Source organism: Mesorhizobium sp. P2_E7, assembly GCF_056403855.1.
Genome location: NZ_JBFUER010000003.1, coordinates 1 through 15,575, shown reverse-complemented (window position 1 = coordinate 15,575; position 15,575 = coordinate 1). Strand labels below are relative to the sequence as shown.

At 63.7% G+C, this 15,575-nt stretch carries 10 protein-coding genes; 8 read left to right on the top strand and 2 right to left on the bottom strand.

Annotated features, from left to right (window positions below):
• Positions 1-81 precede the first annotated feature (81 nt).
• The 7 genes from ptsP to AC1DYC_RS19215 all read left to right on the top strand — a co-directional run bounded on the left by ptsP (position 82) and on the right by AC1DYC_RS19215 (position 10,656).
• Positions 82-2,352, top strand: coding sequence for a phosphoenolpyruvate--protein phosphotransferase (ptsP, locus tag AC1DYC_RS19245; RefSeq protein ID WP_477309660.1), 2,271 nt, complete (start codon positions 82-84; stop codon positions 2,350-2,352).
• 8 nt (positions 2,353-2,360) lie between these two features.
• Positions 2,361-3,440, top strand: coding sequence for a peptide chain release factor 1 (prfA, locus tag AC1DYC_RS19240; RefSeq protein WP_477409036.1), 1,080 nt, complete (start codon positions 2,361-2,363; stop codon positions 3,438-3,440).
• Positions 3,433-4,311 carry a peptide chain release factor N(5)-glutamine methyltransferase gene (gene prmC, locus AC1DYC_RS19235; RefSeq protein WP_477409034.1) on the top strand — a complete coding sequence of 293 codons (879 nt, stop codon included), beginning with the start codon at positions 3,433-3,435 and terminating at the stop codon, positions 4,309-4,311. Before prfA ends, prmC begins: the two co-directional genes overlap by 8 nt.
• Positions 4,312-4,615: 304 nt before the next feature.
• Positions 4,616-5,596, top strand: a complete 981-nt coding sequence (locus tag AC1DYC_RS19230; RefSeq protein ID WP_477409033.1) for a DUF4167 domain-containing protein — start codon at positions 4,616-4,618, stop codon at positions 5,594-5,596.
• A gap of 209 nt (positions 5,597-5,805) precedes the next feature.
• Positions 5,806-8,412 (top strand): ATP-dependent chaperone ClpB, encoded by a 2,607-nt coding sequence (gene clpB / locus AC1DYC_RS19225; RefSeq protein ID WP_477409031.1) that lies wholly within the window; start codon positions 5,806-5,808, stop codon positions 8,410-8,412.
• Positions 8,413-8,484: 72 nt separating this feature from the next.
• Positions 8,485-8,841: an MmcQ/YjbR family DNA-binding protein gene (locus AC1DYC_RS19220; protein ID WP_477309665.1), complete on the top strand. Its 357-nt coding sequence runs from the start codon at positions 8,485-8,487 to the stop codon at positions 8,839-8,841.
• A gap of 294 nt (positions 8,842-9,135) precedes the next feature.
• Positions 9,136-10,656: a L,D-transpeptidase family protein gene (locus tag AC1DYC_RS19215; protein WP_477409620.1), complete on the top strand. Its 1,521-nt coding sequence runs from the start codon at positions 9,136-9,138 to the stop codon at positions 10,654-10,656.
• Here the strand turns inward: AC1DYC_RS19215 and AC1DYC_RS19210 are convergent.
• Positions 10,630-11,262: a TMEM175 family protein gene (locus AC1DYC_RS19210; protein WP_477409029.1), complete on the bottom strand. Its 633-nt coding sequence runs from the start codon at positions 11,260-11,262 to the stop codon at positions 10,630-10,632. The two genes, AC1DYC_RS19215 and AC1DYC_RS19210, sit on opposite strands and share 27 nt — an antisense overlap.
• Before the next feature lie 165 nt (positions 11,263-11,427).
• Here AC1DYC_RS19210 and AC1DYC_RS19205 point away from each other — a divergent pair, with 165 nt between their 5' ends.
• Positions 11,428-12,987: an MFS transporter gene (locus AC1DYC_RS19205; protein ID WP_477409027.1), complete on the top strand. Its 1,560-nt coding sequence runs from the start codon at positions 11,428-11,430 to the stop codon at positions 12,985-12,987.
• Positions 12,988-13,056: 69 nt separating this feature from the next.
• Here the strand turns inward: AC1DYC_RS19205 and AC1DYC_RS19200 are convergent, their stop codons facing one another.
• Entirely contained in the window at positions 13,057-15,027 is a 1,971-nt protein-coding gene (locus AC1DYC_RS19200) for a M23 family metallopeptidase (protein WP_477409025.1), read from the bottom strand.
• Positions 15,028-15,575: the final 548 nt, after the last annotated feature.

Here is a 15,575-nt window from a genome sequence, read left to right as displayed (position 1 = left end):
AGAACGATTTGAGTTGTTGCGTGTGCGCCGGTCGCAGTGGAAACTGCGGCGGGCAAAATTCCCATTGGAGAAGAAGCCGCGATGCGTGATACGGCCAGTGGCCCGCGCGTTCTGCTGAAACGGCTCCGCGAGCTCATGCAGGAGCCGCTGGAGCCGCAGGAGCGGCTTGACCGGATCGTGCGCGACATCGCCTCCAACATGGTCGCCGAAGTCTGCTCGCTCTACGTGCTGCGCGCCGATTCGGTGCTCGAACTCTACGCCACCGAGGGTCTGAATCCGAACGCCGTCCACTTGGCTCAGTTGCGGCTAGGGCAAGGCCTGGTCGGCACGATTGCCGCCAGTGCGCGGCCGCTGAACCTCTCCAACGCGCAGGAGCACCCGGCCTTCGCCTACCTGCCGGAGACGGGCGAAGAGATCTACAATTCCTTCCTCGGCGTGCCCGTGCTGCGGGCAGGGCGCACGCTCGGCGTGCTCGTCGTGCAGAACAAGACCATGCGCCACTACCGCGACGACGAAGTCGAGGCGCTGGAAACCACCGCCATGGTGATCGCCGAGATGATCGCCACCGGCGATCTCGCGCGGCTGACCCGGCCCGGGCTGGAACTCGATTTGCGCCGCCCTGTCAGCTTCACCGGCCTGTCCTTCAATGAAGGCGTCGGGCTTGGCCATGTCGTGCTGCACGAGCCGCGCATCGTCGTCACCAATCTGTTCAACGAGGATAGCGAGGAAGAGGTCCGACGGCTCGAGACGTCGCTCGGCTCGCTCAGGCTCTCCATCGACGACATGCTGGAACGACGCGACGTCGCCTTCGAGGGCGAGCATCGCGAGGTCCTCGAAGCCTATCGCATGTTCGCCAACGACCGCGGCTGGGTGCGCCGACTGGAAGAGGCGATCCGCAACGGCCTGACGGCGGAAGCGGCGGTGGAGAAGGTGCAAAGCGACATGCGCGCCCGCATGCTGCACATGACCGATCCCTATCTGCGCGAGCGGATGAGCGATTTCGACGACCTCGCCAACCGGCTGCTGCGCCAGCTGATGGGACGCGGGCCGGAGGATGTCGCGGCGTCCTTGCCAAAGGACGCCATCCTGGTAGCCCGTTCGATGGGCGCAGCCGAACTGCTCGACTATCCCCGGGACAAGCTGCGCGGCGTGGTGCTGGAAGACGGCGCTGCCACCAGCCATGTCGTCATCGTCGCGCGCGCCATGGGCATCCCGGTCGCCGGCCAGATGAAGGGCGCCGTTTCCATGGCGGAAAACGGCGATGCCATCATCGTCGACGGCGAGGAAGGCACGATCCATCTCAGACCGCAGCCCGACCTCGAAGCCGCCTATGCCGAAAAGGTCCGCTTCCGGGCGCGCCGGCAGGAAGTCTACCGCGAACTGCGCAAGAAGCCGTCTATGACCAAGGACGGCGTCCAGGTCGATTTGCTGATGAATGCAGGTCTGGCCGTCGACCTGCCGCAGCTGGCCGAGGCCGGTGCTGCCGGCATCGGCCTGTTTCGCACCGAATTGCAGTTCATGGTCGCCTCGACCTTCCCGCGCGCCGAAGCGCAGGAGAAGCTCTACCGCGACGTGCTCGACGCGGCGCGCGGCAAGCCGGTCACCTTCCGCACCATCGACATCGGCGGCGACAAGGTGCTGCCCTACTTCAAGGGCGCCATCCAGGAAGAAAACCCGGCGCTGGGCTGGCGGGCGATCCGGCTTACGCTCGACCGGCCGGGCCTGCTCAGGACCCAGATACGCGCTCTGCTGAAGGCCTGCGGCGGGCGCGAACTGAAGCTGATGCTGCCGATGGTTACCGAACTCGGCGAAATCGCCCAGGCGCGCGAGATCATCGACCGCGAGGTCAGGCATCTCTCGCGCTTTGCCCACCATCTGCCGACCAGCCTCAAGCTCGGCGCCATGCTGGAAGTGCCGTCGCTGCTGTTCCAGCTCGACGATCTGATGAAGGCGGTCGATTTCGTCTCGGTCGGCTCTAACGATCTGTTCCAGTTCGTCATGGCGGTCGATCGCGGCAACACACAGCTCGCCAACCGCTTCGACACGCTGTCGGCGCCGTTCCTCAGGGTGCTGAAGCAGATTGCGGACGCCGGCGCGCGCAACCACACGCCGGTGACGCTGTGCGGCGAACTGGCGGGCAAACCCATCTCCGCCATGGCGCTGATCGGCCTCGGCTACCGCTCGATCTCGATGTCGCCGGCCTCGATCGGCCCGGTCAAGGCGATGCTGACCGAATTGCCGCTGGAGGAATTGGAGGCCTTCTTTGCCGACAATCTGATGGCGCCGGCGCATGGGCTGCCGATGCGGGCGCTGCTGCAGGCCTTTGCCGACGACCGCTCCATCCCGCTATAGCATCCGCCATGGTCAATCTTCCCCGCGAGCGTATGGATCAGGTCGTCAAGCGTTTCGAGATGCTCGAAGCGCAGATGTCGGCCGGCCCGGCGGCCGATGCCTATGTGAAGATGGCTTCGGAGTATTCCGAGCTTCAGGACATGGTGGCCAAGGTCAGGGAATTGCGTGCGGCCGAGCATGAGCAGGCCGACCTCGAAGCGATGCTTGCCGATAAAAGCACCGATGCCGAGATGCGGGCGCTGGCCGAAGCCGATCTGCCCGGGGTCGAGGAGCGTATCGAGGAACTGCAAAAGGATATCCAGATCCTGCTGCTGCCCAGGGATGCCGCCGACGACAAGAACGCCATCCTCGAAATTCGCGCCGGCACCGGCGGCGATGAGGCAGCGCTGTTCGCCGGCGACCTGTTTCGCATGTATGAGCGCTATGCCGCCGAACGCGGCTGGCGCTTCGAGACCGTGTCGGCCAGCGACGGCGATGCCGGCGGCTTCAAGGAAATCATCGCCACCATTTCCGGCCGGGGCGTCTTTGCCCATCTGAAGTTCGAATCCGGGGTGCATCGCGTCCAGCGCGTGCCGGCCACCGAGGCCAGCGGGCGCATCCACACCTCGGCGGCGACGGTGGCCGTGCTGCCGGAAGCCGAAGAGGTCGATATCGACATCCGCGCCGAAGACATCCGCATCGACACCATGCGGGCCTCAGGCTCCGGCGGCCAGCATGTCAACACCACCGATTCGGCGGTGCGCATCACCCATCTGCCGACCGGCATCATGGTGGTGCAGGCGGAAAAGTCGCAGCACCAGAACCGGGCGAAAGCCATGCAGATCCTACGCGCGCGGCTCTATGACATGGAGCGCAGCAAGGCGGACGAGGAGCGTTCCGAGGCGCGCAAATCGCAGGTCGGTTCCGGCGACCGCTCGGAGCGCATCCGCACCTACAATTTCCCGCAGGGGCGCCTTACCGATCACCGTATCAACCTGACGCTCTACAAGCTCGACCGGGTGATGATGGGCGAGCTGGACGAGGTCATCAATGCGCTGATCGCGGACCACCAGTCGAAGCTGCTTGCCGATATCGGGCTCGATGGCTGACATCCTGCCCGGCACGCTCGGGCCGCTGCTGCGGGCAGCGCGGGAGCGGCTGGCCGCGGCCGGCATTGCCGATCCGGCGCTGGACGCCAGGCTGATTGTCGAACATTTTTCCGGCACCGACCGCACGCAGGCCATCGCCGAGCCGCAAAGGGCGGTCGACGCCGGTACACTCGCTTCAATCGATGCTGCCTTGCGGCGCCGCCTTGCCGGCGAGCCGGTGCACCGCATCCTCGGTTATCGCGAATTCTACGGCCTGCGTCTTGGTCTGTCGCCGGGAACGCTTGAGCCGCGGCCGGATACCGAAACGCTGGTCGAGGCGGTCCTGCCTTTTGCCAGCGAAACGGCCGAAAGGCTGGGGGAATGCCGCATCCTCGACCTCGGCACCGGCACCGGCGCCATTGCGCTGGCCCTGCTCAGCGCCGTTCCCGCCGCGACCGCCACCGGCGTGGACATTTCACAAGATGCGCTCACGACCGCGACCCGCAATGCCGAGCAACTCGGGCTGGCCGGCCGGTTCGAGGCCCTGCACTCCGACTGGTTCGCAAAAGTTTGCGGCCGCTACCATGTAATTGCCGCAAATCCTCCCTATATACCGTCTGAAGACATTGGAAATCTGCAGGACGAGGTCCGCGATTTCGATCCGCACAGAGCCCTCGACGGCGGTGTGGACGGTCTTGGCCCCTACAGAATCATCGCCGCCGGGGCGGCAAGGTTTTTGGAAGCACAAGGCAAGATTGCGGTCGAGATCGGCCACACGCAGCGCAATGAGGTCAAAGACATATTCACGGCAGCCGGCTACAGGCCGGCCGGGGCATTTGTCGATCTCGGCGGAAACGACAGGGTTCTTATGTTTGAACAGGGAAAGCCTTGACGCAGTGCAAAAAAGCGCTTGGCAATGCCGGGGAATGCGGCTAGGGTCCGCCTTAACCGGATGAGACGAAGCAGGCAGTGCTCTTAGCGATTCGGTTTTCCTTGGAAATAGCTGCCTTCTTGCGCAAACGACGCCCAAGCTTCGTGCGGGAATCGTCCGGCAAGTGATGTAACCGGAACAGGATGACACGTGGCGCCAACGCAATTGATGCGGGCGAACGCCGGTGAAGAAACGAAACGGCTGGCTGCATGAGCGCCTCCGTTCGTGAAACGTTTTTCGAAAATTTCAAAATGAAGAGAGTCTTATGAGGCCACAACAGCAGAACAGGCGCATGCGCGGTCGCAACAACAATGGCGGCGGCGGTGGCAACAACAATAACAACAACAACAACCGCAAGGGCCCAAATCCCTTGACGCGCAACTATGAGAGCAACGGCCCGGACGTGAAGATCCGCGGATCGGCTCAGCAGATCGCCGAAAAATACGCCACTCTGGCCCGTGACGCGCACAGCTCCGGCGACCGGGTGATGGCGGAGAACTACCTCCAGCATGCCGAGCACTACAATCGCATCATCGCTGCCGCGCAGGCCCAGTTGCCGATCCAGAACCAGCAGCAGAATCGCGACGATTTCGACGACGATGAAGATCGCGACGATTTCGACAATGCCGGCAACGGCAATGGCGGCGAGACGCAGGCTCCGCAGGTCAACCACGGCAACGGTCCGCAGCCGACGATCGAAGGCACGCCGGCCGAACTGGCATACGGCCAGGAAAACGGCCGCGAGAACAACAATGGCCGTGACAACAATGGTCGCAACAATAACGGGCGCGACAACAACGGCCGCAACCGGGACCGCCGCCCCAATGGCGGTTATGGCCAGAACGACCAGCGTGGCGACTATGCCCAGCGCGGCGAGCAGAACGGCCAGCGCGGCGACCAGCAGCGCTTCACCGAAACCCCGGTGCAGGCGGAGGCCGTTTCCGCGGTTGAACCCGAAGCCGAGACCGGTTTTTCCGAGCCGGCGCCGCTGTACGAAAACCTGTCGCCGGCGGCTCTTGCGGCCCGTGCCGAACTCAATGAGGCCGCTGCCGAGAGCGGCGCTGCGCGTCGTCCTCGTCGCCCGCGCCGCCCGCGCACCAATGCCGATCAGGTCGGTGACGACCAGTCTGGTGGTGAACAGGTGGATAGCGCCAGCGAGACCGCTGCAGCCACCGAGGTGGTGGTGGATGCGGCGCCGGCTGAAAGCCCTGCCGTCGACCCGTTCGTCGTCGACGCCAACAACTAACCGGACAAGACGTCAACCAATGAAACGGCGGAGAGAAATCTCCGCCGTTTTCGTTTGCACGGGCATGCAATATCATCCGCGGCAAGTCTTGAGCGGCAATGGCTTGCGCCCCATATCTGGCGTGAACTGGACCCGGCTCGGATGAGCGGGTCCGTCACCGCAATCTGATCCGGTGCCGCAAAGCGGGCCGGTGATGGAAGGAGACAGAAATGAACCTCGAGAAATACTCCGAGCGCGTCCGCGGATTCATCCAGTCCGCCCAGACCATGGCGCTCTCGCGCAATCACCAGCAATTCACCCCCGAACACATGCTGAAAGTCCTCGTTGACGACGATGAGGGCCTGGCCGCCTCGCTGATCGAGCGCGCCGGCGGTAATATCCGCGACGTCAAGCTCGGCGTCGAAACCGCGCTTGAGGCCATGCCCAAGGTGGAAGGCGGCAACGGCCAGCTTTATCTGGCGCAGCCGCTGGCCAAGGTGTTTTCGACGGCGGAAGAACTGGCCAAGAAGGCCGGCGACTCCTTTGTCACCGTCGAACGGCTGCTGCAGGCGCTGGCGATGGAGAAATCGGCCAAGACAGCCGATATCCTGGCCAAGGCCGGCGTCACCGCGCAGGCGCTGAACCAGGTCATCAACGATGTCCGCAAGGGCCGCACCGCCGATTCGGCGAGCGCCGAGCAGGCCTATGACGCGCTGAAGAAATACGCCCGCGACCTGACCGCCGACGCTCGCGCCGGCAAGCTGGACCCGGTAATCGGCCGTGACGACGAGATCCGCCGCACCATCCAGGTGCTGTCGCGGCGCACCAAGAACAATCCGGTGCTGATCGGCGAACCCGGTGTCGGCAAGACGGCGATCGCCGAAGGACTGGCGCTGCGCATCGTCAATGGCGACGTGCCGGAATCGCTGAAGGACAAGCAGTTGATGGCGCTCGACATGGGCGCGCTGATTGCCGGCGCCAAATATCGCGGCGAGTTCGAGGAACGGCTGAAGGCCGTGCTCAATGAAGTCACCGCTGCCGCCGGCGGCATCATCCTGTTCATTGATGAGATGCACACGCTGGTCGGCGCCGGCAAGGCCGATGGCGCCATGGATGCGTCGAACCTGCTGAAGCCGGCGCTGGCGCGCGGCGAGCTGCACTGCGTCGGCGCGACCACGCTCGATGAATACAGGAAGCATGTCGAGAAGGATGCCGCCCTTGCCCGCCGTTTCCAGCCGGTTTTCGTCGACGAGCCGTCGGTGGAGGACACGGTTTCGATCCTGCGCGGCCTGAAGGAAAAGTATGAGCAGCACCACAAGGTGCGCATCTCGGATTCGGCCCTGGTCGCGGCGGCAACTCTGTCCAACCGCTATATCGCCGACAGGTTCCTGCCGGACAAGGCGATCGACCTCGTCGACGAAGCCGCTTCGCGGCTGAGGATGCAGGTCGATTCCAAGCCTGAGGCGCTGGACGAAATCGATCGCCGCATCATGCAGCTCAAGATCGAGCGCGAGGCGCTGAAGGTCGAGACGGATGACGCTTCGAAGGATCGGCTCGCCCGTCTGGAAAAGGAACTTGTCGGCCTCGAGGAGGAATCGACCGAGATCACGACCAAATGGCAGGCCGAAAAGCAGAAGCTTGGGCTCGCCGCCGACCTGAAGAAGCAGCTCGACGAGGCCCGCAACGAGCTTGCCATTGCGCAGCGCAAGGGTGAATTCCAGCGCGCCGGCGAGCTTGCCTATGGCAAGATTCCGGAGCTGGAGAAGAAGCTGAAGGAAGCCGAGGCCCAGGATGGCAAGGTCGGCATGGTCGAAGAGGTGGTCACGCCTGATCACGTCGCCCATATCGTGTCGCGCTGGACCGGCATTCCGGTCGACAAGATGCTGCAGGGCGAGCGCGACAAGTTGCTGCGCATGGAAGACGAGATCGGCAAGCGTGTCGTCGGCCAGGGCGAGGCGGTGCAGGCGGTGTCCAAGGCCGTGCGTCGCGCCCGTGCCGGCCTGCAGGATCCGAACCGGCCGATCGGGTCGTTCATGTTCCTCGGGCCGACCGGCGTCGGCAAGACGGAACTGACCAAGGCGCTGGCCAACTTCCTGTTCGACGACGAGAGCGCCTTGGTGCGCATCGACATGTCGGAGTACATGGAAAAGCACTCGGTCGCCCGGCTGATCGGCGCGCCTCCCGGCTATGTCGGCTACGAGGAAGGCGGCGCGCTGACCGAAGCGGTGCGGCGCCGGCCCTATCAGGTCGTCCTGTTCGACGAGATCGAGAAGGCGCATCCCGATGTGTTCAACGTGCTGCTGCAGGTGCTCGACGATGGGCGGCTGACTGACGGACAGGGCCGCACCGTCGACTTCCGCAACACGTTGATCATCATGACGTCAAACCTCGGCTCCGAATATCTGGTCAATCTCAGCGAGGACCAGGATGTCGATCTCGTGCGCGACGACGTGATGGGCGTGGTGAGAGCGTCGTTCCGGCCGGAGTTCCTCAACCGCGTCGATGAGGTGATCCTGTTCCACCGGCTGCGCCGGCAGGATATGGGCCGCATCGTCGAGATCCAGCTCAAGCGGCTGGAAAGCCTGCTCGTCGACCGCAAGATCACGCTGTCGCTCGACCAGGAATCGATCGACTGGCTGGCGGCCAAGGGCTACGACCCGGCCTATGGCGCGCGGCCGCTGAAGCGGGTGATGCAGAAGGACCTGCAGGATCCGCTGGCGGAGAAGATCCTGCTCGGCGACATCCTCGACGGCTCGACCGTGAAGGTTACCGCCGGCTCCGACCGGCTGAATTTCCGGTCGAAGCCCACTGTAGTGGCGACCGAAGCCGCAGCCTGACCAATACGCCGCGCGTCCCGAACGGACGCGCGGCGTTTTCTCATGAAATAACAATGCTTTGGTGGGGTGCAGATGACGCTGGACGACTACAACAGCCTCTGCGCCTCGCTGCCGCAGACGACCCACGTCGTGCAGTGGGGTGGCGCGCATGTCTGGAAAGTCGGCGGCAAGGTCTTCGCCATCGCCGGTCATGATCGCGAGGGAAGCGTCTTCGTCACCTTCAAATGTTCTGAGATGGCCTATGACATTCTGAAGGACCAGCCTGGCTGCCGGCCGGCGCCCTATCTGGCCTCGCGCGGCATGAAATGGATCCAGCGTCAGACAAGCCAGAGCATGGATGATGATGCGCTGAAGGACTATCTCGGCGAAAGCCATCGCCTCGTCGTCCTCAAGCTGACGAAGCAGACGCGCAAAGAATTGGGCCTGTAGCGAACCTGAAATCCGCCATCTTCATGCCCGGTTCATGTTGGAAAACTTATGTTCTGGTTTGCTGGCGAAGAGGTTTGCCCGCAGGCTTTTGACGGTCAGGGCGTTGCCTACGCATCCAAATGGTGGCGAGCGCGTTCTGAAGGGATACTGCCGGGGGCGGCGGCAATTTACGCATGACCCCGAAAATCGAAATTCGATTTTCGGAAAGGATATGCGCAGACATGAAGTGTTACAGCGTCCTTTGCGCGCCCAAACAGACGCGCGGCGCTGTAAGTACCGGAGAGCTTGACCACCATGTTCCGCACGATCTTTGCCTTTTCGGTGCTCGCAGCCGGGCTGCTTGCGTCCAGCGCCATGGCATCGCCGACAGTGGACAACGCACGGCCGGTTGTTCGCGTTGCCGATAGCGCCGGCATTGTGCTCGCCCAGGACGGCAATCTCGACATCTACTACGACGCCAGGGGCAACCGCGTCATTGTCGATGCCGACACCGGCAAGGTCATCGCCATCCAGCCGCCGCAGACCAGGCTCGACCGCCGTGCGCTGCGTCGCCAGATGCGGGCGCGCGAACTCGGACGCGCACCGGTCGAGGATGACGACCGCTATTATCTCGACGATCCCGAGGACATGGCGCGTTTCCGCCGCCGGCAGCTGGACGATCAGGGACAAATTCCGGGTCCGCCGATTGAGGAATACGATCCCAACAGTGACAGATTCCTTGGGGGCTATCCCCAGGATAACGCCAATGATGATGGCGACGTCTACCCGGAAGCGCCGAAGTCGGCCGAGCCGCGGCCCGTCAAGCGCCAGCCGCTGAACGAGGCTTCGATCGACCCGGCGGCACCCGGCGACCAGGCCGCTCTGCCACCCAAGAGCGAGGGCGGCAAGACTGTCGTTGATCCCTCGCTTTCACTCGGTGCGCGCCAGGATGTGGCTGCCTTGCAGGTGCTGCTCGACCGCGCCGGCGCCTCACCCGGCGTCATCGATGGACGGTTTGGCTCCAATGTCGACAAGGCGCTGGCCGCCTACAATCAGATCACCGGCAGCAATCTGCGCTCGACCGATGCGGTCGGCATCCAGGCAGCGCTGGCGCAAACCGGCGGCGATGCTTTCGCCAATTACACGATCACCCCCGAGGACGCGGCCGGCCCCTACGTCGCCTCGATACCGGAAGACTACAGCCAGAAAGCGCAGCTCGATCGCATGGCCTACACCTCTGTCACCGAGGCCTTGGCCGAGCGCTTCCACATGGACGAGAATTATCTGAAGGGACTCAATCCAGAGGCCGACTTCAACCGTCCCGGCACCATCATCAAGGTCGCCAATTTCGGCAGGCTGGTGGCGACTCCGGTTGCCCGCATCGTCGCCGACAAGGACAAGAAGCAGGTGTTCGCGTATGACGCCGCTGGCAAGCTGGTCGCGGCCTATCCCGCCACCATCGGCTCGGCCGACACGCCTTCGCCAACCGGCACCCATACGGTGTCGCGCGTCGCGCTCGATCCGAACTACACCTACAATCCGAGCATCAATTTCAAGCAGGGCCAGAACGACAAGATCCTGACCATTCCGCCGGGGCCGAACGGGCCGGTCGGCTCGGTATGGATTGCGCTGGACAAGCCGACCTACGGCATTCACGGCACGCCCGATCCCTCCAAGATAGGCAAGACCGAAAGCCATGGCTGCGTGCGCCTAACCAACTGGGATGCGCGAGAACTGGCCAAGCTCGTCTCGCCGGGCGTCACGGTGGAATTCGTCGGCGGACCAACAATCGCGGATGTCGGCGGGACCTCAACCGACGAGTTTACGCAGCAGTGAGGCGCGCGGCGCGGCGGCATAGATGAGCTGTACCAGCAGGATGAAACCGATGCTGAGCAGCGGCGTGATCAGGCACAGCGCCGCGCCGGCCGCCCACAGCGCCTGTGCCTTGACGATACGATTGTAGACCGTGCGCCGCGTTTCAGCGTCCACATCCTCGGCGATCATGCCGTTCCCGTCGGCATACCACCAGCTTGCGAACAGCGTCACGCCCAGCATCAACAGGTTCAGCCAGTAGACGATCACCGCGGTTCGGAACTCGAGGAAGTCAGCCAGCAGGTCGGTCGAGAACGGCAGCAAGGCGATGAAGGCGAGAAAACACAGGTTCAGCGTCGCCAGCCGCCGATCTGACCTAGCGATCAGCCCGTGCTGCGCCTGCTGGCCGAACCAGAAGATGGTCAGCGTCAGGAAGCTCAGCGCATAGGTCAGGAAGCGCGGCGCCAGTGCTGCGATCGCCGAAAGCAGCTCGCCCTCGGAGTGGACCATTTCGTGTGCCGGCACGCGAATCTCAAGCACGATCAACGTGAGCGCGATGGCAAAGACGCCATCGGTGATGCCGACAACGCGCCCGCGCGCCTCTACCGATGGTTCGAGCGGTCGTTTCATGCGGCTTCCCCTGCTTTGCGCGTTGCAAGAAACTTAACACGCTGTGTGCCGGTTGCATCCATTGAGGCGTGATTCCTGCCCATGCGGCCAGGTCGAATCTGGTTTCAAGGACTGCGAAGCTCTGGCTGGTTGTTGCCAGGGCATAGGGGGTCTAAGCAAGCGCTCATGAAGTCTCCGAGCGAAGCCGCAGCAATCCCTCTGACCAGCTCTCTTTCCAACGGTTCGTTTTGTCCGCCGGCGCAGCGCAAATTCGTGCTGGTGGCGGCGATCCTGGCGTCCGCGCTCGGCTTTATCGACGGTTCGATCCTGGCGATTGCCATGCCGGCTATGCGCGTCGACCTCGGCGCCAGCCTGGCCGAAGCGCAGTGGATTTCCAATGCCTATGCGCTGACGCTGTCGGCGCTGATCCTGGCCGGAGGCGCCGCCGGCGACCGATTCGGTCTGCGGCGCGCCTTCGTGGCCGGCATTGCGCTCTTCATTGTCGCTTCGCTTGCCTGCGCGGTGGCGCCGAATGCGCTGGTGCTCATCGCCTTTCGCGCGGTTCAGGGCGTCGGTGCGGCGATCATGGTGCCGGGCAGCCTCGCCATCATCGCCAAATCCTATCCGAAGAACGAGCGCGGCCGGGCGATCGGCATCTGGGCCGCCGCTTCGGCGCTGACGACGGCGCTCGGTCCGGTGCTGGGCGGCTTTGTCCTGGCCGCCTTTGGCGGCGGCATCTGGCGGGCGATCTTCGCCGTCAATTTGCCGCTCGGGCTGATCTCAATCTATCTGCTGCTGGCCAAGATTTCCGCCGACGCGCCTACGGAGAAGCGCAGCCTTGATCTCGGCGGAGCGCTGCTCGCAACGCTTGCCTTCGGGGCACTTGCCTATGGGCTGACCGCGATGAGCGGCGAAGGCGGTGGGCTGATGTCTGGGCCGAGCATCGCCGCGGGTGCGGTGCTGCTCGTGGTCTTCATCGTCTTCGAGCTTCGGCAGCGCGAGCCGATGATCGATCTCAAGCTGTTTCGGATCGGCGCCTTTGCCGGCGCCAACGTCGCCACCTTCTTCCTCTATTTCGCGCTGTCGGCCAATTTGTTCTACCTGCCGATGCTGTTGATTGCCGGCTGGGGACTGAGCACCAAAGAGGTCGGCTTCATCTTCCTGCCGCTGTCGGCGTCGATCGCGCTGCTGTCGGGTCCCGTCGGCCAGTGGTCGGACCGGATCGGTCCGCGCTTTCCGATCGCCAGCGGCTGCCTGGTCGTGGCGATCGCCTTTGCCGGGCTTGCAATGCTCACCCATGCCGGCATGCACAATTTCTGGACCGGCACGTTTCCGCTGATGGCGGTGATGGGGCTCGGCATGGCGCTGGTGGTGTCACCGTTGTCGACGGCGATCATGACGGCGGTCGAGGACAAGGATACGGGCGCTGCCTCGGGCATCAACAATGCGGTTTCGCGCATTGCCGGGCTGATCGCGGTGGCGGCGATGGGGTCGCTCGCGGCCTGGGTCTATTCGACGATGCTGGACACCAGCGTCAGGCCTGGCATTCCGGGGTTCGGCGAACCGGTCTCGACAGCACTCGCGCCTGAACTTGAAGCGACACGGCTCGCCGCCAGCGATGCGGCCTTCGCAGCCGTATCCGTGGTGACGGCCCTGCTTTGCCTGCTTGCCGCTGTCATCGCCTGGATAACCATCTCCGGACAGAAGCTGCCCTGGTCGCAAACCGCCGAGAATCAGCAACCCTGATTCCGGGCGGACTGATTCGTAGTGCTCTGATTTTGAATGAATTTGATTCGGCAGCGCGGTTTTGAAGGCTTAGCCTTCGATCTTGGCGCTCGCGACTTTCAGTGGATTGCCGTCTTCCTGCTTGAGCAGTTCATCGATGCGCTCGCGCTCGCGCTTGAAGGCGACAAGGTCGTCGCCCTTCAGCACCTTGCCGACCGGCAGGCGCACGCGCATCGGGTCGACCTTGGTGCCGTTGACGATCAGCTCGTAGTGAAGATGCGGACCGGTGGAGAGGCCGGTCTGGCCGAGGAAGCCGATGATCTGGCCCTGGCGGACATGAACGCCCGGCTCGATGCCTTTGGCAAAGGCACTCTGGTGATTGTAGGAGGTCTCGTAACCATTGGCATGGCGGATGATGATCTGCTTGCCGTAACCGCCGGCCCAGCCGGCCTTTTCGACGGTGCCGTTGCCGGCGGCGATGATCGGCGTTCCGATCGGCGCTGCCCAGTCGACGCCGGTATGCATGCGGACGTAGCCGAGGATCGGATGCCTGCGGGCGCCGAAGCCGGAGCGGAATTTCCCGGCGGGCAGGGGATTGCGCAGCAGGAACTGCTCGGCGCTCGATCCATCCTCGTCGAAATAGTCGGTCGAGCCGTCCTGCATCTGGAAGCGGTAGAAATTGCGTGTCTGGCCGCCGAAGGTCGACGAGACATAAAGAAGTTCCGATTCGTCGGAGGCCTGGTCGTCGCCGTCCGGCTGCGAGAACAGGACGTCGATGCGGTCCGACGGATTGAGCCTGGACTGGAAGTCGACGCCGGAGGCCAAAAGCTTGACCAGTTGCTGGGTCAGCTTCTTAGACATGCCATAGGAATAGGCGGCGCGGTAAATGCCGTCATAGACGTTCGGCAGATTGCCGCGCACGACCACCGGCGCGGAGGAATCGTCAAACGCCGTCAGCAATTCGGGATTCGGTTCGGGTTCCTGCGCCGGCACATACTGGCCGTGATCGTCGAGCGCGATGGTGACGATGTGCGTGGTCTTGTCATAGACGCTGGTGCGGACCACCTTGGCGGCATCACCATGCACTTCGAGCCCGACGCGCAGCACGGTTCCGGCCTTCAGCGCCGGTGCGTTGAGTAACTTGCCGATCGCCTCGGCCATGCCGGTGGCGTCATCGCCGGTATAGCCCGAATCGGCAAAGGCCTCGGCAATGTCGCGGTCCCTGGTAAAGGGGATGATTTCCTCGGCGAAAGCCGGGGTCTGGTCGTCGATGGCGACGCGCGGCGCCACCGAGACGTTTTCCGGCACGATCTTGACGTCGTAAGAGCCGGCCATCGATTCGGCGAAGGCATCGCCGAATCGCTGCGGGTCGACATAATGCAGCGAGGCGACCTGCACGGCGCCGTCGCTGAGGTCGGTGCCGGCTTCGCGCACCACCTTTTCCACCTCGTCGGCGGACAGGTCGCTTTTTTCGTCGAAGGAGGCCGTCTCGACCGGGAAATCGACCGTCTTCAGGCTCATTTCGCTTTCGACCTTGGCGCCGTAGATCTGGCCGCCAACCGCGGAAGCCGTCGCCGGCTGCGCGGGCGTTGAGTCGCCGTCGTCGCCGAACACCTGCATCGGGTCGAAAGGCGGATAGGCGCGGTTGGTTGTGTGGCCGGCGGCCAGTGCCATCTTGATCTGCACGAACGGCATGGTGTGGATAACGTCGCGGTCGCCGACCTTGGTCACCATCGACACTTCCATGCGCCGGCGATCTTTTGCCTTGGCGATCTGGCGCGGCGCCACCAGCCTGGTGGTCTTGGCGACCTCACCGGAATCGCCGCCGCTTTCGAGCTGGGCCAGTTCGGCGATTTCGGGCGGGGTTGCCAGCTGCTGGCGGCCGTCAAGGGCGGCAAACAATGCCACACCCATCAGCACGCTCGAGGTCACGCCGGTAAGAAACGTGCCCGACAGCCAGCGCGCCGAAACCTCGCGCCGATCGGGCGGGCCGCTGCGGCCATCCGCGATCAGCGGCGGCTCATTGCCGAGTTCGGCTATGACATCTTCCGTGTCTGGCATCCAGAAAGGCTGCTTCTTCCCCGGGCGGAACGGCTTTTCGCTTCTGTTGGGCCATGACATTTGCCTGTCACGGCGGGTGAAGTCAACGAAGCGGCGAAATCCCCACTCACACGCTCTGTTTTACGGCCCCTTATAAAGAGGCGTCTCTATGCTCTTATAAGAGGCTCCCAACCGGTCATGCGCAGGCCTCGCTTTGGTCTTTTGGACGAAGGCGCTGCGCGGGTCGCGCGGTACCTTCTTGTTGGCCTTGGTGTCGAACGGCAATGCGGCGGCAATAGGGCTCCTTCGTGGCAACCCCAACGTTCCCCTGGGGCAGTCCGCCGGCTCTGAAACTTCTGTCGCAAAAAGTTCAAAAACATGACGAAGTGCTGTTGACAGTTTTGGTTGGTGGCGACTATATACGCCTCACGAACGAGGGCGGTGCGCCGCTGGCGGCGAAGCAGTTTGCTTCTGAATAAGCCCTTGTGAGAATTCAAGAGAGCCGCGTAAGCGACACTCGGACGGCCCCGAAGCCACAAGCGTAACGGGCCACGACACCGCGTCTGCGG